The organism is Xylophilus sp., from assembly GCA_009914555.1.
In the GTDB taxonomy this organism is placed as follows: domain Bacteria; phylum Pseudomonadota; class Gammaproteobacteria; order Burkholderiales; family Burkholderiaceae_C; genus WNDY01.
This window is the reverse complement of record WNDY01000010.1, coordinates 51,331-71,634: the sequence shown is the minus strand read 5'-3', so window position 1 is coordinate 71,634 and position 20,304 is coordinate 51,331. Positions and strand designations below refer to the sequence as shown.

Sequence of the window (20,304 nt, the reverse complement as noted above, 5' to 3'; positions counted from 1 at the left end):
CCGGCTCAGCGGGTCGGGTTCACCAGCCGGTCGCCGACCTTGACGCCGGTGCGTGCATCGAGCACCAGCGCGTAGGAGACGCGGTCGAAGGTGCGGAACACCATCGCCAGGCCGTTGGGCTCGCTCGGCAGCTTGATGGTGTCGCGGCTGTCGTCGGTCTTGTCGACGATGCGGGCGCCTTCGGACAGCAGCGACAGCACCTCGCCGGCCGCGATGCCGTCGCGCGCGCCGCGGTTGATCGCCACGATCTGGTTCTGCGTCGCGAAGGTCACCGCGTTGCTGCCGTAGAGCGACACCACGCGCGCGTCCACCGTCTGCTGCGGCGCATGCGGCGTGTAGCTGTTGTATTCGCGCGGCGGCTCGGGCAGCAGCCGGTCGCCGGCGCGGATCTCTTCCTTGACCGATACCACGTCGAGCGTGGCCGGCACGAGCTCGGGCGGTGAATCGGGGTTGCGCGGCGCGGCCTCGGTGCCTTCGCCGCGCACCAGCTCGGCGCGGCCGAGGTACTGGGCCTCGTAGCCGAGGATCTCTTCGGTGACCGGATCCTTCAGCGGTACCGCGCTGCGGAAGATGCGGTACTGGCGCGGCTGGCCGCCGTCGCCCAGCGCCAGCGGCTGCCCGGGCGTGGCGCTGCGGGCATACAGGCGGTCGCCGCGGGCCACCAGCACACGGTCGTCGGTGGTGGCGACCACGCGCGGCGCGGCCCGGAGCGTGTCCTCGGCCACGACCAGCGGCTCGGCCAGGAAGGGCTCGATCAGATGCGGCGGCAGCGTGGGCAGGGCGGTGCCCGGCAGGTTCCCGGTGCGGGTGCGCGGCGACAGGCGCACCGTGGGCAGGCCGGCCGTGTCGTCCAGCGGCGTACCGGGCGGCGTGGTGCGCAGCCGCGCGTAGCCGCCGGTCCGGTCGAGATACAGCGTCTGGCCCGGATAGATCAGGTGCGGGTTGCGGATCGTCTGCAGGTTCATGCCCCACAGTTCGGGCCAGCGCCAGGGCTGGCGCAGGTACAGGCCCGAGATGGCCCAGAGCGTGTCGCCGCGCCGGACCACGTAGACGTCGGGCGCGTTGGGCGCGAGCTGGTCGAGCGGCACGCCGCGCTGGGCGACCAGCTGGGCGGTGTCGCGCTGGTCGGCGGTGATGGGGTGGTGCTGTGCGGCGGCGGGCAGCAGCGCGGCGGCGGCCAGCAGGGCGGCCAGGAGGCGGCCGCGGCGCTTTCCGGGGGCGCTGGCGCCCGCGTCGTACCTGTCTCGTCGCATCGGAAAAGCACCCTCTCGCGCTGCTGCCGGCAGGCCCGGCGATTTGTTACAAATGGGTTTGGATTCTGCGCCCAAGCCCTTGATTCGGCAACGATGATTGCCGGCCGCCGTGACCCGTCGCGGCAAAAGTGGCGAAAATACCCACATCTTCGCGCACCTGCCCGTGCGAAACCATTTTCCGCCCACACTGCCATGGCCCTCCTGCCCATCCTCCGCTATCCCGACCCCCGCCTGCACAAGGTCGCCAAGCCGGTGCAGGCGGTCGATGCGCGCATCACGGCGCTCATTGCCGACATGCTCGAGACCATGTACGACGCCAGCGGCATCGGCCTGGCGGCCACGCAGGTCGACGTGCACGAGCGGCTGGTGGTGATCGACGTGTCCGAGGGCCGCAACGAACCGCAGGTCTTCATCAACCCCGAGATCGTCTGGGCCAGCGACGAGAAGGCCGTGGGCGACGAGGGCTGCCTGTCGGTGCCCGGCATCTACGACGGCGTGGAGCGCTCCACCGCCGTGCGGGTGCAGGCGCTCGACGGCGAGGGCCGGTTGCGCACGGTCGAGGCCGAGGGATTGCTGGCCATCTGCCTGCAGCACGAACTGGACCATCTGAAGGGCAAGGTGTTCGTCGAATACCTGTCGCCGCTCAAGCGCAACCGCATCAAGACCAAACTGGTCAAGCAGCAGAAGGAAGAGGCTCGCGGATGAGCGTCGCCGCCGCACGCCTGCTGCGCGCCGCCGCGCTGGCGATGGCGGCCGTGCTGCTGGCGGCCTGCGCATCGCTCACGCCGCTGGCCGACCCGCCGGGCACGCCGCGCGAGCAGGTGCTGGCCCGCCTGGGCGCGCCCACCGGCCGCTATGCGCTGCCGGGCGGCGGCGAGCGGCTGCAGTATTCCCAGGCGCCGGCCGGCACCAACGTCTACAACTTCGACTTCGGCGCCGACGGGCGGCTCCAGCGCTCCGAGCAGGCGCTCGACCCGGCCGTGCTGTTGCGCATCCAGATCGACCGCTGGACGGCCGACGACGTGCGCCGCCTGCTGGGCCAGCCCGGCCGCATCAGCCGGGTGTACAGCTTCGATGGCGACGTGTGGAGCTACCGCTTCCTGGAGTTCAACAATCCGCGCCTGATCCACATCCACATCGACCCCGCCGGGGTGGTGCGCCGCATCCAGTACACCGACGTCGACCGCCGCCGCGGCTTCTTCGGCTTCGATTGATGCCGGCCCCGCCGCGGCGGACGGCTGCCATCCGCAACCCATGAGAATCGTCTTCGCCGGCACCCCCGAATTCGCCCGTGCCGCCCTCGAACGCCTGCATGCCGCGGGCTTCGACATCCCGCTGGTCCTGACCCAGCCCGACCGCCCTGCCGGCCGCGGCCTGCAGCTGCAGGCCTCGCCGGTCAAGCAGTTCGCGCTCGACCACGGCATCGCCGTCGCCCAGCCGCGCAGCCTGCGGCTGGACGGCAAACACCCCGATGACGCCGCCGCGGCGCGCGCCGCGCTCGTGGCGGCGCAGGCCGATGCAATGGTCGTCGCGGCCTATGGCCTGATCCTGCCGCAGTGGGTGCTCGACCTGCCGGCGCGCGGCTGCCTGAACATCCACGCCAGCCTGCTGCCGCGCTGGCGCGGCGCCGCGCCGATCCATCGCGCCATCGAGGCCGGCGACGCCGAGACCGGCGTGACCATCATGCAGATGGACGCGGGCCTGGACACCGGCGACATGCTGCTCGAAGAGCGCACTGCCATCCGTGCTGACGACACCACCGCCACGCTGCACGACCGGCTGGCCGCGCTGGGCGCGCGCCTCGTCGTCGAGGCGCTGGAGATCGCCGCCTGCGGCCGCCTGCAACCCGTGCCGCAGCCGGCCGAGGGCGTGACCTATGCCCGCAAGATCGAGAAGGCCGAGGCCCGGATCGACTGGCAGCTGCCGGCCGCGGCGATCGCGCGCCGCGTGCGCGCCTTCGATCCGTTCCCGGGCCCCGCCTTCGCCGCGCCGGGCGGCGAGGCGGTCAAGGTCTGGGCGGCGCGGGCCGAGGCCGGCGACGCCGCTGCGGCGCCTGGCACCGTGCTGTCCGCCGATGCCGACGGCGTGCGCGTGCAGTGCGGCGGCGGCACGGCGCTGCGGGCCACGCTGCTGCAGCGCGCCGGCGGGCGGCGCCTGCCGGCGGGCGACTTCCTGCGCGGCTTCACGCTGGGCGCCGGCGCCGTTCTGCAATGAGCGTACCCGCGCCACTGCAGCGGACCTGGGTGGCGGGGCGGCGGCGCGCGCGGGCGATCCGCGCCGAGGCCCGCGCCACCCTGCGCGAGCCCATGTTCAGGGAAGCGCTGCGCGAGATGATCCCGCTGTCGGTCGGCACGGCCGCCTGGGGGCTGGTGGCCGGCGTGGCCATGGTCAAGAGCGGCATGAGCGCCTGGGTGGCGATCCTGATGTCGTTCGTGGTCTATGCCGGCAGCGCCCAGCTGCTGGCCATCCCGCTGATCGCCGCCGGCTCGCCGCCCTGGGTCGTGTGGCTCACCGCCTGCTGCGTGAACCTGCGCTTCGTCATCTTCAGCACCATGTGGCGCAAGTACTTCGGCCACCTGCCGCGGCAGCGCCGCATGGTCATGGGCTTTCTCACCGGCGACACCAGCTTCGTCGTCTTCATGCGGCGCTATCCCGAGATGGAACGCGGCCCAGGCCAGGAGCCGTTCTTCTGGGGCGCGGCCGTGGCCAGCTGGCTGGCCTGGCAGATCTCGTCGCTGCTCGGCGTGCTGCTGGCCAACGTGATCCCGGTGCACTGGGGCCTGGGTTTCGCCGGCACGCTGGCGCTGCTGGGCGTGCTGTGCTCCATGCTCGGCGGGCGCATCGCCTGGATCGCCGCCGGCGTGGCCGGCATGGCGGCCGTGGCCGCGTTTGCGCTGCCGCTCAAGCTCAACATCCTCGCCGGCATCGCCGCAGCCGTAGCCACCGGGCTGCTGCTGGAGGCCGCCTGGCCCGAGCGCATCACGATCCGGCCGCAGCCGGAGGACGGGGAGTAAGCCGTGGATATCTGGGAAACCCTGCTCACCATCGCCGGCCTGGGCGCCATCACGCTGCTGACGCGCTCCTTCTTCATGCTGCCCGAGCGCGAATGGCCGCTGCCGGACTGGCTGCAGCGCGGCCTGCGCTATGCGCCGCTGGCCGCGCTGGCAGCGGTGCTGGTGCCCGAGGTGATCATGCGCAACGGCCACCTCATCGTCACACTGGCCGACGCACGGCTGCCCGCGGTGGCCGCCGCCATCGCCGCCTACTTCTGACGCCGCTCGGTGCTGCACACCATCGCCGTGGGCATGGCGGTCTTCCTGCCGCTGCACCTCGGCCTGGGCTGGTAAGGGGGTATGGGTCTGTAGCGATTGAATGTCGGACGCTGTGCGCCGCTACCCAGGGCTGTATATGTATGGTGACGGGCGCACCGGCAGCCGCTCACTAGAATCGGCCGCATCATCCGTGTGCCCGAACCACCCACTCTGCGCTACAAGACCATGACCGTCATCCGCTTTTCCGACCTCGTCGCCCAGGGCAAGGCCGCCGGCCGCCGCGTGTTCATCCGTGCCGACCTGAACGTGCCGCTGGACGACCAGGGCCGCATCACCGAGGACACGCGCATCCGCGCCTCGGTGCCCGCGATCCGCCTGGCGCTCGACGCCGGCGCCGCCGTGCTGGTCGCCTCGCACCTGGGCCGCCCGACCGAGGGCGACCCGAAGCCCGGGGATTCGCTCGCGCCGGTCGCCCAACGCCTGGGCGAGCTGCTCGGCCGCGAGGTGCCGCTCGTGAAGGACTGGGTCGACGGCGTGGACGTGACCCCGGGCCAGGTCGTGCTGCTGGAGAACGTGCGCCTGAATAAGGGCGAGAAGAAGAACGACCCGGCCCTGGCGAAGAAGCTCGCCGCGCTGGCCGACATCTTCGTGCACGACGCCTTCGGCACCGCCCACCGCGCCGAAGCCTCCACCTACGGCATCGCCGAATACGCGCCCATCGCCAGCGCCGGCCCGCTGCTGGCGGCCGAGATCGACGCGATCACCCAGGCGCTGGCCCGGCCGAAGCGCCCGCTCGTGGCCATTGTGGCCGGCAGCAAGGTCTCGACCAAGCTCACCATCCTCAAGGCGCTGTCGGAGAAGGTCGACCAGCTCATCGTCGGCGGCGGCATCGCCAACACCTTCCTGCTCGCGGCCGGCCTGCCGATCGGCAAGTCGCTGGCCGAGCCGGATCTGGTCAACGAAGCCAAGGCCGTGATCGACGCGCTGCGCGCCCGCGGCGCCGAAGTGCCGATCCCGACCGACGTCGTGGTCGCCAAGGAGTTCAAGGCCGATGCGCAGGCCACCGTCAAGGCCGCCAAGGACGTGGCCGAGGACGCCCTGATCCTCGACATCGGCCCCGAGACCGCCGCGCGCCTGGCGCAGCAGCTCAAGGCCGCCGGCACCATCGTCTGGAACGGCCCGGTCGGCGTGTTCGAGTTCGCGGCGTTCTCCCACGGCACCGAAACCATCGCCCGCGCGATCGCCGAGAGCCGCGCCTTCAGCATCGCCGGCGGCGGCGATACGCTGGCCGCGATCGCCGAGTACGGCATCGAGAAGGATGTGGGCTACATCTCCACCGGCGGCGGCGCGTTCCTGGAAATCCTGGAAGGCAAGAAGCTCCCGGCCTTCGAGATCCTCGAAAAGCGGGCGGCCGGCTGATCCATGCCAGGGGTATCTTCTCAGAGCAGGCGCTGAGCGTGCGCTCTGGCTCTATACCCCCAGGGTCATCTCAGACCACTGCGTCGAACAACTCCAGCTGCGGCGGCCCCAGGTACAGGTCGCGCGTGGTGGAGCCGGCCTTGGCATGGGCGGCGCGGAAGGCGTCCGAGCGGGTCCAGTCCTCGAACGCCTGGCGCGATGCCCAGACGGTGTGCGAGGCGAACAGCGTGTGCTCCCCGGTCGTCGCGCCCTGGAGCAGGTGGAACGACTCGAAGCCCGGCACGCCGGCCAGGTGGCTGTCGCGCTGCTTCCAGACCTCGATGAAGTCGGCCTCGCGGCCCGGCGCGATGCGGAAGCGGTTCATGGCGATGAAGGGCATGGAAGATCCTCGCTTACTGGGGTTCGGGAAGGGCGGCCTCAGGCCGGCACGCCGATGATCACGCTGCCGGCCTTGAACAGCGCCGTGGCCGGCTGCCCCGCGGCCAGCCCGAGCCCGTCGGCGCTCTCGTTGGTCACGATCGCCACGAGCCGCTCGCCGCCGGGCAGCGCCAGCGCCACCTCGCTGTTGACCGCGCCGCGGGTCACCTGGCCGACGGTGCCGGCGAACTGGTTGCGCGCCGAGAAGCGCACGCCCGCGGCATCGGTCACGATCACGACCGACGAGGCCTTCACCAGCGCCAGCGCGCGGGCGCCGGGCTGCAGCCCGAGCGCGGTGCGGCTCGCGCGGGTCACCGTCGCCACCACCCGCAGGCCCGAGGCGATCTGGAGTTCGACCTCGTCGTGGATGCTGCCGTCGTGGACGGCGGCGATCTGTCCAAAGAACTGGTTGCGTGCGCTGGCTTTCATGGTCGGTCGGTGCTCCTGGGTGCGTCGCCGGATTCTCGCTCAGGGCTGGCGCAGCTCGATGCGGTCGAGCCACCGCACGTGCCGCGGGCCGGTGCGCAGGTCCTGCGCCGAGACCAGCGCGATGGCGCCCTCGCCGTCGTCGAGCGGCTGCCCGTCGCGCTCGAACACCACGAGCACGCCGGCGCCCACCGGCGTGTTGACCAGTTCGGGCCACGAGAAGCTCACCCGGTAGCCGTCGGTGGCCGAGGCCAGCACGACCAGCGACTTCCAGTCGTGGTGCCCGGTGGCGGCGATGCCCGCGCGCTCCAGCACTGCGCTCAGCCGCACGCCGCGCACCGTGCTGGCGGCCTCGCGACCGTCCACGCGCCGCGGGAGCGTGACGCTGGCGATCTGCTCCGGCGGGAAGCTGCGCAGGTCGGCGACGCCGAGCGCGAGCGGCGCCCGGACGGCGCCGGCGACCTGCAGCGTCTCGGAGGGCGGAGCCGCCATGGCCGACAGGGCGGCGACGGCGAGGGACAGGGCCGCGAGGCGGCGGGAAAGGGCCAAGGACATGGGCATGCTCTGCGGTTTCAACGCCAGCCCAGCGCCGGCGCCACATGGGTCAGGATCGATTCGATCACGTGCGCGTTGTAGTCCACGCCCAGCCGGTTGGGCACCGTCAGCAGCAGGGTGTCGGCCTCGGCGATGGCCTCGTCCTGCGCGAGCTGGCGCACCAGCAGGTCCGGCTCCGCCGCGTAGCTGCGGCCGAAGATGGCCTGGGTCTGGTCGTCGATAAAGCCCACCGAGTCGCTGTCCTGGCCGCTGCGGCTGAAGTACAGGCGGTCCTGATCGTTCACCAGCGCGAAGATGCTGCGGCTCACCGACACCCGGGGCGCGCGGGCGTGGCCGGCCTCCTTCCACGCCGCGCGGTAGGCGCGGATCTGCCGGGCCTGCTGCACATGGAACGGCTCGCCGGTCTCGTCGTTCTTGAGCGTCGAGCTTTGCAGGTTCAGGCCGAGCTTCGCGGCCCAGACCGCCGTCGCGTTCGAGCTCGACCCCCACCAGATGCGCTCGCGCAGGCCTTCGGAATGCGGCTCGATGCGCAGCAGCCCGGGCGGGTTCGGGAACATCGGGCGCGGATGGAGCTGCGCGAATCCCTTGCCCTTCAACACGTCGAGCAGGGCCTGCGTGTGCTGCCGCGCCATGTCGGCGTCCGTCTGGCCCTCGGCCGGCTCGTAGCCGAAGTAGCGCCAGCCCTCGATCACCTGCTCGGGCGAACCGCGGCTGATGCCGAGCTGCAGCCGTCCGCCGGCGATCAGGTCGGCCGCGCCCGCGTCCTCGGCCATGTGGAGCGGGTTCTCGTAGCGCATGTCGAGCACGCCGGTGCCGATCTCGATGCGCTTCGTCTTCGCGCCCACGGCGGCCAGCAGCGGGAACGGCGAGGCCAGCTGGCGCGCGAAATGGTGCACCCGGAAGTAGGCGCCGTCCGCGCCGAGTTCCTCGGCGGCCACGGCCAGGTCGATGGACTGCAGCAGCGCGTCGGCGGCCGAGCGCGTCTGCGACTGGGGCGACGGCGTCCAGTGGCCGAACGACAGGAATCCGATCTTCTTCTTCATGGGTGTGTCCTGGAAAGTGGTGGCGGGCAGGCAGGCCACTATGCCAAGTTTTCGGGGGCGCAGCGCGGCAGCGGCCTCCGGGGCCGTCGATCGGCATGCGGGCTGAGCGCCCTGGACGCGCTGCCCGGCCGGTCCCTGCCGCGGCAGCGGTTCGCAGGAAGTGCAGTCAGGCGCCGGTGGGTCGTGCCCTGGGCATGCCCGTCGCGCGGCCCGCGAAGTCGGTCCAGCACTGGCGCGTGAAATCGTAGAGCTTGCAGGCGCGCGCGGTGTCGAAGTACCACTTCCACGAGAAGCGCTGGACGATGATGCGCCCGGGCAGCAGGTGCTCCAGCACCTTCTGCGCTTCCTGGAGCCGGTAGAGCGGAATGCCCATGTCCACGTGGTGGGCGGTGTGCTCCATGACGTTGTGGATCAGCGCGCCGATCTTCAGCGGAAAGGTCAGGTGCACCGTCGTCGAGACGAACGGCTGGGCGCGCTGCCAGGCGGTGCGGTCGTCGTGCCACCGCACCCGCACGTGGGTGTGGTGGCCGTAGATGACGAAGCCCATCAGGTGGAACCAGAACAGCAGCGGCACCACGAAGCCGGCCAGCAGCACGGCCCCGAGCGGCTGGCTGGCGGCCAGCGCGCCGGCCGCCAGCGCGGCGCACCAGAGCGCGGCGAAGCCGGTGACCAGCAGGCAGTCCCGGGTGAAGGCCGGACGTGCGGTGCCGCCGGGCGCCTCGCGGCCCGGGAACATCATCTTCTTCCACCAGATCTCGACCATGTAGTAGGCGCCGGGGCCCCAGCCGCTGCGGTAGAGGCGCTCGAACGCGCGGCGCACCGGCGACAGCCGCCGGTACTCGTCCTGCGTCAGCGGCGCCCAGACGAAGTCCACGCCCTTGAGGTTGGTGAAGCCGTGGTGCACCACGTTGTGGCCCATGTCCCAGAGGCTGTAGGCGGTGAGCGAGGGCAGGAAGGCGATGCGGCCGAGCACCCGGTTGAGCCGGCGGTGCGGCGTGAGGCTCTGGTGACAGCCATCGTGGCCGATGACGAACAGCCGGCCGATCACGAAGCCCGCGGCCAGCCCGCAGAGCAGCTTGAGCCAGACCGGACCGAGCAGCACGGTGCCGGCCGTCAGCGCGAGGAACAGCCCATAGTCGATGGACAGCAGCACGAGAGCGGTCGCCGTCGTGCGTTCGGAAAGGGGGGCCATCCACGCGCGCAGGGTCTTGCGGTGCGGCAGCGGCCGCCCGGCGGCCAGCGGCAGCGGCGCGGCTTCTTCGGCGAGGGCGTGGGCGGAAGACATCGGCGAATCCATCGGAGGCGTCTGCGGGCACAGCCTGCGCCGGCATGGTGACATGCGGATGTCACGCCCCCCGCGTTGCACGGGAACGGCAGGTGCAGGGCCCGCCGCGCCGTGCGGGCCTGGCGGCCTCGGGGTCAGAACCGGTCGAGCTCGGTGACCTTGGCCCAGGCGGCGACGAAGTCCTGCACGAACTTCGGCTGCGCGTCGGCGCTGGCATAGACCTCGGCCACGGCGCGCAGCACGGCGTTGGAGCCGAACACCAGGTCGACGCGGGTGCCGGTCCACCTGCGCTCGCCCGTCTTGCGGTCGCGGCCCTCGAACACCTCCTGCGCATCCGACGTCGCCTTCCACACCGTGCCCATGTCGAGCAGGTGGACGAAGAAGTCGTTGCTCAGCACGCCCGGCCGGTCGGTCAGCACGCCATGGGTGGCGCCGCCCACGCTGATGCCGATGGCGCGCAGGCCGCCGACCAGCACGGTCAGCTCGGGCGCAGTCAGCGTCAGCAGCTGGGCCCGGTCGATCAGCAGGTGCTCGGCCGGCACGCTGTAGCGGGCCTTCTGCCAGTTGCGGAAGCCGTCGGCGAGGGGTTCCAGCACGGCGAACGACTGCACGTCGGTCTGCGCCTGCGACGCATCGGTGCGGCCCGGGGTGAAGGGAACGGCCACCGCCTGGCCGGCAGCCTTCGCGGCCTGCTCGACGCCGGCGTTGCCGGCCAGCACGATCAGGTCGGCCAGCGACACCTGTTTGCCGCCGGTGGCCGTGCGGTTGAAGCCGGCGCGGATGTCCTCCAGCACCGCGAGCACGCGGGCCAGCTGCTCGGGCTGGTTGACCGCCCAGTCCTTCTGGGGCGCGAGGCGGATGCGGGCGCCGTTGGCGCCGCCGCGCTTGTCGGAGCCGCGAAAGGTCGAGACGGCGGCCCAGGCGGTGCCGACCAGTTCCGACACCGTGAGGCCCGAGGCCAGCACCTGCGCCTTGAGCGCCGCCGCGTCGGCCGCGTCGATCAGCGGGTGGGTGACCGGCGGCAGCGGGTCCTGCCAGACCAGCTCCTCCTTCGGCACCTCGGGGCCGAGGTAGCGGGCGCGCGGGCCCAGGTCGCGGTGGGTCAGCTTGAACCAGGCGCGGGCGAAGGCTTCGGCGAACGCCTGCGGGTTGTGCAGGAAGCGGCGCGCGATCTTCTCATAGGCCGGGTCGAAGCGCAGCGCCAGGTCGGTCGTCAGCATGGTCGGCAGGCGCTTCTTCGTCCTGTCGTGGGCATCGGGGATGACGGCCTCGGCGTCCCGGGCGACCCACTGGTGGGCGCCGGCGGGCGACTTCTCCAGCACCCATTCGTACCTGAACAGGTTCTCGAAGAAGTTGTTGCTCCACTGCGCGGGCGTGGTGGTCCAGGTGACTTCCAGGCCGCTGGTGATCGCGTCGCCGGCCTTGCCCGCGCCGAAGCTGCTGCGCCAGCCCAGGCCCTGCTCCTCCAGGCCGGCGGCCTCGGGCTCGGGGCCGACGTGGTCGGCGGGGCCGGCACCGTGGGTCTTGCCGAAGGTGTGGCCGCCGCCGATCAGCGCGACCGTCTCCTCGTCGTCCATGGCCATGCGGCCGAAGGTGTCGCGGATGTCGCGGGCGGCGAGCAGCGGGTCGGGGTTGCCGTCCGGGCCCTCGGGGTTCACGTAGATCAGGCCCATCTGCACGGCGGCCAGCGGGTTCTCCAGCCGGCGCGAATGCACGTCGCCGTCGGCGTCGTCGTCGGTCACCAGCACCGCCTCGCCGGCCGGCTTTTCGACGCCCTCGGAGCCGTGGGCGTAGCGCAGGTCGCCGCCGAGCCAGGTGGTCTCGCGGCCCCAGTAGACGTCCTGGTCGGGCTCCCAGGTGTCCGCGCGGCCGGCGGCGAAGCCGAAGGTGCGAAAGCCCATGGTCTCCAGCGCCACGTTGCCGGTCAGGATCAGCAGGTCGGCCCAGGAGATCTTCTGGCCGTACTTCTGCTTGATCGGCCAGAGCAGGCGGCGCGACTTGTCGATGTTGACGTTGTCGGGCCAGGAGTTCAGCGGCGCGAAGCGCTGCTGGCCGCGGCCGGCGCCGCCGCGGCCGTCGCCGGTGCGGTAGGTGCCGGCGGCATGCCAGGCCATGCGGATGAACTGCGGTCCGTAGTGGCCGAAGTCGGCCGGCCACCAGTCCTGCGAATCGGTCATCAGCGCGCGCAGGTCGGCCGTGAGCTGTTCGTAGTCGAGTTTTGCGAATTCCTGGGCGTAGTCGAAGCCGCCGCCGAGCGGGTTGGACTTCGAGGAGTGCTGGTGCAGCAGGTCCACGCGCAGTTGGTTCGGCCACCAGTCGCGGTTGCCGGTGCCGCCGCCGGCCGCCCGCGCGGGGCCGTCGTGGGGCGAGGTGGCGCGGGCGCCGGCGAAGGGGCACTGGGCGTCGGTCGTCATGGTTCTCTCCTGAGGTCGTGGGCTGGGAAGTCCTGGGAATGCTAGTGAACTGTCGAGCAGGCCGACAGCCAAGGCTTTCAACCACGGCGATGGGAAAAGACTATTGAAGGAGTTTTTTGATAGCAATGCTCGCCCCTGCGGGGCACGACAGGCCCGGTGCGAGAATCGATGCCAAACGAGCGCATTGCGCCCTTCGCCACACTGGAGACCCTGCCGCCATGTCCATCCTCCCCCGCCGCGCCACCAAGATCGTCGCCACCCTCGGCCCGGCCTCCAGCGACCCGCAGCTGCTCGAAGAGATGATCCGCGCCGGCGTCAACGTCGTGCGGCTCAACTTCAGCCACGGCACGGCGCAGGACCACATCGGCCGCGCCGCGCTGGTGCGCGAGGCCGCCCAGCGCGCCGGCCGCGAGGTGGCCATCATGGCCGACCTGCAGGGCCCGAAGCTTCGCGTCGGCCGCTTCGCCGCCGGCCGGGTGCAGCTGGAGCCCGGCGCGCGCTTCGTGCTCGACGCCTCGCGCACCGAGCCCGGCGACCAGGACGGCGTGGGCCTGGACTACAAGGAGCTGCCGCGCGACGTGAAGGCCGGCGACGTGCTGCTGCTCAACGACGGGCTGATCGTGCTGACCGTCGAGGCCGTGCTCGGCGAGCAGGTCATCACGCGCGTGAAGGCCGGCGGCGAACTCTCGAACAACAAGGGCATCAACAAGCAGGGCGGCGGCCTGACCGCGCCGGCGCTCACCGCCAAGGACATGGAGGACATCAAGACGGCGATGGGCTTTCAGGCCGACTACGTGGCGGTGAGCTTTCCGAAGAACGCGACCGACATGGAGATGGCGCGCCAGCTCTGCAACGTGGCCGCGGCCGAATACCGCCACAAGCCGGGGCTGATCGCCAAGATCGAGCGGGCCGAGGCCATTCCCAGGCTGGAGGAGATCCTGCGCGTGTCCGACGGCATCATGGTCGCGCGCGGCGACCTCGCGGTGGAAGTCGGCAACGCCGCGGTGCCGGCGCTGCAAAAGCGCATGATCCGGCTCGCGCGCGAGCACGACAAGGTGGTCATCACCGCCACCCAGATGATGGAGAGCATGATCACCAACCCGGTGCCCACGCGCGCCGAGGTGAGCGACGTGGCCAACGCGGTGCTCGACGGCACCGACGCGGTGATGCTCAGCGCCGAGACCGCCGCCGGCCGGTACCCGCTGGAGACGGTGCAGGAGATGGCGGCGATCTGCTCGGCCGCCGAGGCGGCCGAAGACCGCGGGCTCGATGCCGACTTCAGCGGCCTGACCTTCAGCCGCATCGACCAGTCGATCGCGATGGGCGCGCTCTTCACCGCCCACCACCTGGGCGCCAAGGCCATCGTCGCGCTGACCGACAGCGGCTCCACCGCGCTCTGGATGAGCCGCCACCGCATCCACATCCCGATCTACGCGCTCACGCCGCGCGTGGCCACGCAGCGGCGCATGGCGCTCTACCGCAACGTGCGCCCGCTGCTGATGGACCAGAGCACCGAGCGCGACACCGCGCTGGAGCAGGCCGAGGGGCACCTCAAGACCCGTGGCATCGTCGACAGCGGCGACGTCTACGCGATCACCTGCGGCGAGCCGATGGGCGCGCCGGGCGGCACCAACATGCTCAAGATCTGTCGCGCCGTATAAAGGAGCAACCCCCCGAGCGGCTTCGCCGCTGCCCCCTTCTCAGAAGGGGGCGACGCCAGCGCGGCGTCTGCTGGCCTGGGCCGTCGTGTGGCTGGCACTGCGCCTGTCAGGAGTATGTGCCTGGAGCCCATACAACCCGCCGGCTTTGGGCCTATACCCCTCCGGTCAATCGAATCGGTAGGAGACGCCGGTCACGAACGCCGCGTCGCCCTTCTTGAGGCCGGCGCCCGGGTCGCTGTCGAAGCGGTAGGTGAAGCCGGCCGTCAGGTTGAGCGACTGCGTCATCGCCACCGAGACGCCCGAGTCCAGCGCGGCGCGCCAGGCGCCCGTGTCGCGCAGGTTGGGATAGACCGTGACCTTCTGCCGCAGGCTGGTGGTGGAGGTGACCTTGTGGTTCGACTCCTCGGCCAGCACCAGCTCCAGGCGGCCGTAGTGGTCGCGCGTCTGGCCGATCACCTCGGTCGGCGTGACGTAGGAGTCGCGGCTGTAGCCCAGGCCGGTGGAGATGTCGAAGTTGTTCTGGTCGGTGCGCACGATGTGGCGGCCCACGCCGAACGCCGTCGAATAGCGGCTCGCAATGTTCGACGGCTTGTCGCGCAGCGCGTCGGCCGAGGCGAAGCTGAACGAGCGCGGCGAGATGTCGCGGTTGTACTGGGTGCCGAGCGACGCGCGCTGCGTGGTCGTCACGCCATCGGCGCTGCCGTAGGCGATCTGGCCGAGGAAGGTGAGCTTGTCGTGGTCGGTCATGCGCACGCCCTCGCCGCGGGCGGTGGCGTTGACCGTGTCGCTGTTGCCGGCCGTGGCGTTGGCGCCGGCGCTCACCAGGTAGCGCCACTGGCCGTCGGGCTTGAGCGTGATCTGGGACCAGCCGGCCACCGGCAGCAGCGCGGCGGCGGTCAGGGCGGCTGAGGCCAGAAGGTGGAGGCGGGGAGATGGCAAGCGGAACTCCTTTCCGAGGAACAGATTGGGGTAAACCTTAGCCGATAGTTCTCCCGGGTCTGCAACGGTTCCCTACTGTTGTGCTGGGTCTGTTTCCGATCGTCAACGGCCGGGCTGGGCCCGCCAGCGCCGCACCGCCGTCCCGCGCGCCGGCCGCCAGGCGGTGGCGGTCGACGCCAGCGCCGCCCCGGCCGCGCCGCAGAGGGCGCCAGCTGCCACGTCGGTCGGACAGTGCAGCCCCAGGCAGACCCGGCTCCAGGCCATGGCCGTGGCAACGGCGAACGCCACCCACAGCGCGCGCCGCGGCAGGGCGCGGCTCAGGCCCAGGCCGGTGGCCAGCGCGAAGGCGCCGGTCGCATGCATGCTGGGCAGCGCCGGGCCGCCCCGGTGGGCCAGCCACTGCCAGCCCAGCTCCAGCTCGGCCGGACGCGGCAGGTGGACCACGGCACGGATGCCGCGCACCATCAGCCAGGCCATGCCCGCGCCGGCCAGCGCCTGCAGGATCGCCACCCGCTGCGCCCGGCTCGGCGTGGCCAGCAGCCAGGCACCCAGCGCCACGGCCGCGCCGTGCGGCAGCACGTTGGAGATCCAGGCGGCCAGCGGCACCACCCAGGACGGGCTGTCCGGCGTGGCGTTGAGCAGCGTGAACAGGGCGGTCTCAAAGCCGCGCATGGTCCGCGGCCTCCACCGCCGCGCGGTGCGGGCCGGTGCGGCGCAGCGCGGCGTCGCAGGCCCAGGCGGTGGCCCAGCAGAGCCAGCCGGTCCACAGCGTGTGGCTCATGAAGTGGGCGCCGCGCGCCTGCTGGGCCAGCCCCAGCACCAGGCCGCCGGCCAGCGCCGCGGCCAGCCACCGGCGCGCGGCCTGTGGCGCCGCCTGGCGCAGGGCGAACCAGCCGCCCGCGAACGCGAAGGCGGCCGACGCATGGCCGGCCGGGAAGCAGCGCCCGCCGCCGCCGTCGACCTGGCCCCAGGACCAGTGCGACACATGGCGCGCCAGGCCGCCGAACTCGGCCAAGTCCCAGGGGCAGCTGGTGGCGCTGCTGGCCTTGGCCAGCGCGACGACGGCCAGCGCCAGCAGCGGTGTGGCGGCCAGCTGCATGCGGCGGCGGGCGTCGATGCGGCGCAGCACGCCCCAGGGCCACCAGACGCCGATGCACAACGCCACGGCCAGCGCCCAGGCCAGCCGGCGGGCGCCCTCGTGCAGCACCTGCACGAAGAACCAGTGGTCGCGCAGCGCGAAGCCGTGGGCGTCGCCGAATCCGCGCGCGGCGGCCAGGTCCAGTCCGCTGGCGTCCCAGGCCACCACGGCCAGCAGGGCCGCGGCCGTCCAGGCGGCCACGGCGCGGTCGCCGGGCGGTGCGGCGGGGCGTGTCGTCGTTGTCATGGGCGCGCACCGTAGCCGCCGAAGATGAACGGGCAATGAAGGACCGCCGCGGTCGTGTACCGGCCCCGCGCGGCGCGGGCGCGCCCACAATGCGCCTTCATGCGAATCCTCGTGGTGGAAGACGATGCCGGCATCGCCGAGGGCCTGCGCGCCAACCTGCGCCAGCGCGGCTATGCGGTCGACGTGTGCGACGGCGTGGCGCCCGCCTGGGCGGCGCTGCGCGCCGATGCGTTCGACGCCGTGCTGCTGGACCTGGGCCTGGCCGACGGCGACGGCGCCACGCTGCTGCGCCGCCTGCGCGAGAGCCCCGAGGGCGCGCGGCCCGACGCGCTGCTGCCGGTGCTGCTCCTCACGGCGCGCGACCAGGTGCGCGACCGCGTCTCGGGCCTGGACCAGGGCGCCGACGACTACCTCGTCAAGCCGTTCGATGTCGACGAGCTCGACGCCCGCCTGCGCGCCCTGCTGCGGCGCGCGGCCGGCCGCTCGCAGCCGCTGGCGCGCCACGGCGACGTGGAGCTGGACCCGGCCGCGCGCACCGTGCGCCGCGCCGGAGCGCCGGTGGAGGTGTCGCCGCGCGAGTTCGCCATCCTGCGGCTGCTGCTCGACGCCCGCGGCCGGGTGCTGTCGCGCGCGCAGATCGAGGAACACCTCTACGACTGGCAGTCGGCCGGCGCCGAGAGCAACACGCTCGAAGGCCACATCCACCGCCTGCGCCGCAAGCTCGGCAGTTCGCTGATCCAGACCATGCGCGGCGTCGGCTATTTCATCCCGAGAGAGTGAACATGGCAGAAAACGAGGGGGTATATGGCTCTGTCGGGCAGAAAGAGACCGCTGAGGGAGCTAAGGCCGGGGAGTATCAAAATCCGACGCGACGCCCGCCGTCGCTCACCAACCGTCTGCTGCTGTGGGTGCTGGGCGCGCTGCTGGCCGTCTGGGGCAGCTTCGTCGCGCTGGGCTACCAGACCGGCGTGCACGAGGCCGACGAGCTGACCGACGGCCACCTGGCCAGCGTCGCCGCGCTGCTGCTCAACCTCGACGCCACCGGCTTTCGCGCGCCGGCCGAAACCACGCCGCGGGTCGACATGCCGCTGCTGCGCGCCCACGACTACCAGCAGTCGTTCAGCGTCTTCCTCTGGGACGCGCAGGGCCGGCTGGTCGGCCGCCGGGGCGACGCGCCGGCGCCGGCCTTCGCGCCCGACGCCGGCTTCGCCGACCAGCGCCTGGGCCCCGGAGGCGAGCGTTGGCGCAGCTTCGCCCAGTGGAGCACCGCCCGGGACCGCCGCATCATGGTGCTGGTCGAGCGCGAGGAGCGCGACAGCCTGGCCGAGGACATCGCCGGCCAGATGATCGAGCCGGGCCTGTGGCTGCTGCCGGTCGTGGCGCTCGCGCTGGGCCTGGCGATCTGGCGCGGGCTGCGGCCGCTCTACGTGCTGTCCGACGACGTGGCCGCGCTCGACGTGGCCCGCGCCGGGCGGCTACCGGCGCGCTATCCGCTGCACGAGTTCAGCTCGGTCGTCGGATCGATCAACGCGCTGCTCGACCGCCAGCAGGCCGCGCTGGCGCGCGAACGGCGCCTGGCCAGCGAGGTGGCGCACGAGCTGCGCACGCCGCTGGCCTCCATCGTGCTGCAGGCCCGCGCGCTCGGCGGCCCGCTGGCCGAGGCCGAGCGCGGCGCCGCGCTCGCGCGCATCGGCGCCGACGCGCTGCGCGCCGGCCACGTGCTCGACCAGCTGCTGGCCCTGGCCCGCGCCAGCCGGGCGCAGATGCACGATGCCGCCGCGGCCGTCGATCTGGCGGCCATCGCCCGCACGGCCGCGGCCGACTATGCCCAGGCGGCCTGGCGGCACGGCAGCGCCATCGCCGTGGCCGGGCCGCACGCGCTGCCCTGGCACGGCCATGCGGTGCTGCTCGACATCGCGCTGCGCAACCTGATCGAGAACGCGCTGCGCCACACGCCGCAGGGCACGGTCATCGAGATCGCCTGCGGCAGCGAAGGCGGCGGCACCGCCTGGATCGAGGTGCGCGACGACGGCCGCCGCCTTGGCCCCGACGGCCGTGCCGCCGTGCCGCCGCCCGCGCCCGTGGACAGCCTGCACCTGGGCCACGAGATCGTCGCCCGCGTGGCTCAGGCCCACGGCGGGCGCTTCGCCGCCGCGCCGGCCGGCGCGCCATGGACGACCGCCTGGCGCATCGAGCTGGCGCGGCCGCCGGCCGGCGCGTGAACACGTTCTGAGACCAGGCAGGCGCGCGCTGTCCCTACAATCGACCACGGTTCCAAGCCTTCCACCCATTCCCGTGCCGCCCTGCGCGGCCAAGACTCACGAAGAGAGAGATGCCATGAGTGCTCATCAAGAACAGCTGGACAAGATCGCCAGGGGCAACGGCTTCATCGCCGCCCTGGACCAGAGCGGCGGCAGCACGCCCAAGGCCCTGAAGCTCTACGGCATCGAGGAAAGCGCCTACCAGAGCGACGCCGAGATGTTCGACCTGGTGCACGCTTTCCGCACCCGCATCGTCACCAGCCCCGCCTTCGACGGCCGCCGCGTGCTCGGCGCCATCCTGTTCGAAGCCACGCTGGAGCGCCAGTTCGACGGCCTGCCCGCAGCCCAGTACCTGTGGGAGAAGAAGCAGGTCGTGCCGTTCCTGAAGATCGACAAGGGCCTGGCCGACGAGGCCGACGGCGTGCAGCTGTTGAAGCCCATCCCCGGCCTGGACGACCTGCTGGCCCGCGCCAAGGCCCAGGGCGTGTTCGGCACCAAGGAGCGCTCGGTCATCCATGCCGTCAACGCCAAGGGCATCGCCGCCGCGCTCGACCAGCAGTTCGCGCTCGGCGCCCAGGTGCTGGCCGCCGGCCTGGTGCCGATCATCGAGCCCGAAGTCTCGATCAAGATCGCCGACAAGGCCGAGGCCGAGACGCTGCTCAAGCAGGGCTTCATCGAGCGCCTGAACGCGCTGCCCGAGGGCCGGCGCGTGATCCTCAAGCTCACGCTGCCGACCGTCGACGGCTTCTACCGCGAGCTGGTCGACCATCCGAAGGTGCTGCGCCTGGTGGCGCTGTCGGGCGGCTACAGCCGCGACGAGGCCAACGCCCGCCTGGCCAGGAACCCCGGCATCATCGCCAGCTTTAGCCGCGCGCTGACCGAGGGCCTGTCGGCCCAGCAGTCCGACGAGCAGTTCAACGGCGCGCTGGACGCGTCGATCGAGTCGATCTACCGCGCCTCGATCGTCTGAGCCTCTTCCCGGGCGTCAAAGCCACCGCAGGGCGGTGGCTTTTTTCTGGCCGCGCCACAATGCCGGCTCCCCCCGCTTTCGCACTCCTTTCGCCGCCATGACCACCGTCCACACCTCCTCCATCCAGAGCCTGCCCCTGCTCGCGCGCGGCAAGGTGCGCGACAACTACGCCGTGGGCGACGACCGCATCCTCATGGTCGCCAGCGACCGGCTGTCGGCCTTCGACGTCATCATGGGCGAGCCGATTCCGGGCAAGGGCGAGCTGCTCACGCGGATGGCGCTGTTCTGGTTCGACCGGCTCGGCCACCTGAGCCCCAACCACCTGACCGGCGAGGACCCGGAGAGCGTTGTCACGCCGGCCGAGGCGCCGCAGGTGCGCGGCCGCTCGATGCTGGTCAAGCGCCTGAAGCCCGTGCCGATCGAGGCCGTGGTGCGCGGCTACCTGGCCGGCAGCGGCTGGCAGGAATACCAGGCCGGCCAGGCCGTCTGCGGCGTGCCGCTGCCCGCCGGTCTGAAGAACGCGAGCAAGCTGCCCGAGCCGAGCTACACGCCCGCGGCCAAGGCGGCCGTCGGCGAGCACGATGAGAACATCGACTATGCCCGCACCGTCGAGATCGTCGGCCCCGAACTGGCCGCGCAGATCCGCGACACCAGCATCGCGCTGTACCAGGCGGCCGCCGGCATCGCGCTGGCCAAGGGGCTCATCATCGCCGACACCAAGTTCGAGTTCGGCCTCGACACCGACGGCACGCTGGTGCTGATGGACGAGGTGCTCACGCCCGACAGCTCGCGCTACTGGCCGGTCGAAGGCTACGAGGCCGCGTTCGCCGCCGGCGCCAACCCGCCGAGCTACGACAAGCAGTTCGTGCGCGACTGGCTCGAAGCCGTGCGCATCAACGGCCAGCCCTGGCCCAAGACCGCGCCGGCGCCGCGCCTGCCGCAGGACGTGGTCGAGAAGACGGCGGCCAAGTACCGCGAGGCGCTGGAGCGGCTGACGGGCTGATA

Annotated in this window: 20 protein-coding genes and 1 pseudogene; 11 read left to right on the top strand and 10 right to left on the bottom strand. The window is 72.0% G+C overall.

Going from position 1 to position 20,304, the window contains the following annotated elements:
- Positions 1 to 5: 5 nt before the first annotated feature.
- Positions 6 to 1,253, bottom strand: a complete 1,248-nt coding sequence (locus tag GAK38_RS07495; RefSeq protein WP_325342847.1) for a LysM peptidoglycan-binding domain-containing protein — start codon at positions 1,251 to 1,253, stop codon at positions 6 to 8.
- Positions 1,254 to 1,445: 192 nt separating this feature from the next.
- Here GAK38_RS07495 and def point away from each other — a divergent pair, with 192 nt between their 5' ends.
- The 6 genes and pseudogenes from def to GAK38_RS07465 all read left to right on the top strand — a co-directional run bounded on the left by def (position 1,446) and on the right by GAK38_RS07465 (position 5,944).
- On the top strand, positions 1,446 to 1,958 hold the full coding sequence (gene def / locus GAK38_RS07490) for a peptide deformylase (protein WP_325342845.1): 513 nt from the start codon (positions 1,446 to 1,448) through the stop codon (positions 1,956 to 1,958).
- Positions 1,955 to 2,467: a hypothetical protein gene (locus tag GAK38_RS07485; protein WP_325342843.1), complete on the top strand. Its 513-nt coding sequence runs from the start codon at positions 1,955 to 1,957 to the stop codon at positions 2,465 to 2,467. The genes def and GAK38_RS07485 overlap by 4 nt, the downstream gene beginning before the upstream one ends.
- A gap of 40 nt (positions 2,468 to 2,507) precedes the next feature.
- Complete coding sequence (fmt, locus tag GAK38_RS07480) at positions 2,508 to 3,467, top strand: methionyl-tRNA formyltransferase (protein WP_325342841.1); 960 nt, start codon at positions 2,508 to 2,510, stop codon at positions 3,465 to 3,467.
- A gap of 92 nt (positions 3,468 to 3,559) precedes the next feature.
- Positions 3,560 to 4,267 (top strand): AzlC family ABC transporter permease, encoded by a 708-nt coding sequence (locus GAK38_RS07475; protein ID WP_325342888.1) that lies wholly within the window; start codon positions 3,560 to 3,562, stop codon positions 4,265 to 4,267.
- 3 nt (positions 4,268 to 4,270) lie between these two features.
- Positions 4,271 to 4,600, top strand: a pseudogene (locus GAK38_RS07470) (AzlD domain-containing protein).
- Between the two features lie 150 nt (positions 4,601 to 4,750).
- The gene (locus tag GAK38_RS07465; RefSeq protein WP_325342839.1) at positions 4,751 to 5,944 is read left to right on the top strand and encodes a phosphoglycerate kinase; all 1,194 of its coding nucleotides are present in this window, start codon (positions 4,751 to 4,753) and stop codon (positions 5,942 to 5,944) included.
- Positions 5,945 to 6,014: 70 nt separating this feature from the next.
- On the opposite strand, the gene GAK38_RS07460 is transcribed toward GAK38_RS07465, so the two are convergent.
- The 6 genes from GAK38_RS07460 to katG form a co-directional block, all read right to left on the bottom strand.
- Positions 6,015 to 6,323: an antibiotic biosynthesis monooxygenase family protein gene (locus tag GAK38_RS07460; RefSeq protein ID WP_325342837.1), complete on the bottom strand. Its 309-nt coding sequence runs from the start codon at positions 6,321 to 6,323 to the stop codon at positions 6,015 to 6,017.
- A 38-nt stretch (positions 6,324 to 6,361) separates the two neighbouring features.
- Positions 6,362 to 6,790 carry a TOBE domain-containing protein gene (locus GAK38_RS07455; RefSeq protein WP_325342835.1) on the bottom strand — a complete coding sequence of 143 codons (429 nt, stop codon included), beginning with the start codon at positions 6,788 to 6,790 and terminating at the stop codon, positions 6,362 to 6,364.
- A gap of 39 nt (positions 6,791 to 6,829) precedes the next feature.
- Entirely contained in the window at positions 6,830 to 7,342 is a 513-nt protein-coding gene (locus GAK38_RS07450; protein WP_325342833.1) for a molybdopterin-dependent oxidoreductase, read from the bottom strand.
- 17 nt (positions 7,343 to 7,359) lie between these two features.
- Positions 7,360 to 8,385: an LLM class flavin-dependent oxidoreductase gene (locus GAK38_RS07445; protein ID WP_325342831.1), complete on the bottom strand. Its 1,026-nt coding sequence runs from the start codon at positions 8,383 to 8,385 to the stop codon at positions 7,360 to 7,362.
- A gap of 166 nt (positions 8,386 to 8,551) precedes the next feature.
- Positions 8,552 to 9,670 (bottom strand): fatty acid desaturase, encoded by a 1,119-nt coding sequence (locus tag GAK38_RS07440; RefSeq protein ID WP_325342829.1) that lies wholly within the window; start codon positions 9,668 to 9,670, stop codon positions 8,552 to 8,554.
- Between the two features lie 134 nt (positions 9,671 to 9,804).
- On the bottom strand, positions 9,805 to 12,084 hold the full coding sequence (gene katG, locus GAK38_RS07435) for a catalase/peroxidase HPI (protein ID WP_325342827.1): 2,280 nt from the start codon (positions 12,082 to 12,084) through the stop codon (positions 9,805 to 9,807).
- A gap of 218 nt (positions 12,085 to 12,302) precedes the next feature.
- Between katG and pyk the strand changes: the two genes are divergently transcribed.
- Positions 12,303 to 13,745: a pyruvate kinase gene (pyk, locus tag GAK38_RS07430; protein ID WP_443089174.1), complete on the top strand. Its 1,443-nt coding sequence runs from the start codon at positions 12,303 to 12,305 to the stop codon at positions 13,743 to 13,745.
- Positions 13,746 to 13,910: 165 nt separating this feature from the next.
- On the opposite strand, the gene GAK38_RS07425 is transcribed toward pyk, so the two are convergent.
- The 3 genes from GAK38_RS07425 to GAK38_RS07415 form a co-directional block, all read right to left on the bottom strand.
- Positions 13,911 to 14,684, bottom strand: coding sequence for a DUF481 domain-containing protein (locus tag GAK38_RS07425; RefSeq protein ID WP_325342825.1), 774 nt, complete (start codon positions 14,682 to 14,684; stop codon positions 13,911 to 13,913).
- 102 nt (positions 14,685 to 14,786) lie between these two features.
- Entirely contained in the window at positions 14,787 to 15,356 is a 570-nt protein-coding gene (locus tag GAK38_RS07420; RefSeq protein WP_325342823.1) for a phosphatase PAP2 family protein, read from the bottom strand.
- The gene (locus GAK38_RS07415) at positions 15,343 to 16,068 is read right to left on the bottom strand and encodes a phosphatase PAP2 family protein (protein ID WP_325342821.1); all 726 of its coding nucleotides are present in this window, start codon (positions 16,066 to 16,068) and stop codon (positions 15,343 to 15,345) included. Before GAK38_RS07415 ends, GAK38_RS07420 begins: the two co-directional genes overlap by 14 nt.
- A gap of 99 nt (positions 16,069 to 16,167) precedes the next feature.
- Between GAK38_RS07415 and GAK38_RS07410 the strand changes: the two genes are divergently transcribed.
- The 4 genes from GAK38_RS07410 to GAK38_RS07395 all read left to right on the top strand — a co-directional run bounded on the left by GAK38_RS07410 (position 16,168) and on the right by GAK38_RS07395 (position 20,302).
- Positions 16,168 to 16,848, top strand: coding sequence for a response regulator (locus GAK38_RS07410; RefSeq protein ID WP_325342819.1), 681 nt, complete (start codon positions 16,168 to 16,170; stop codon positions 16,846 to 16,848).
- A 2-nt stretch (positions 16,849 to 16,850) separates the two neighbouring features.
- Positions 16,851 to 18,290 (top strand): histidine kinase dimerization/phospho-acceptor domain-containing protein, encoded by a 1,440-nt coding sequence (locus GAK38_RS07405; RefSeq protein WP_325342817.1) that lies wholly within the window; start codon positions 16,851 to 16,853, stop codon positions 18,288 to 18,290.
- A 115-nt stretch (positions 18,291 to 18,405) separates the two neighbouring features.
- A complete protein-coding gene (locus GAK38_RS07400) occupies positions 18,406 to 19,299 on the top strand; it encodes a fructose bisphosphate aldolase (RefSeq protein WP_325342815.1) in 894 nt (297 codons plus the stop codon).
- Between the two features lie 97 nt (positions 19,300 to 19,396).
- Positions 19,397 to 20,302 (top strand): phosphoribosylaminoimidazolesuccinocarboxamide synthase, encoded by a 906-nt coding sequence (locus tag GAK38_RS07395; protein ID WP_325342812.1) that lies wholly within the window; start codon positions 19,397 to 19,399, stop codon positions 20,300 to 20,302.
- Positions 20,303 to 20,304: the final 2 nt, after the last annotated feature.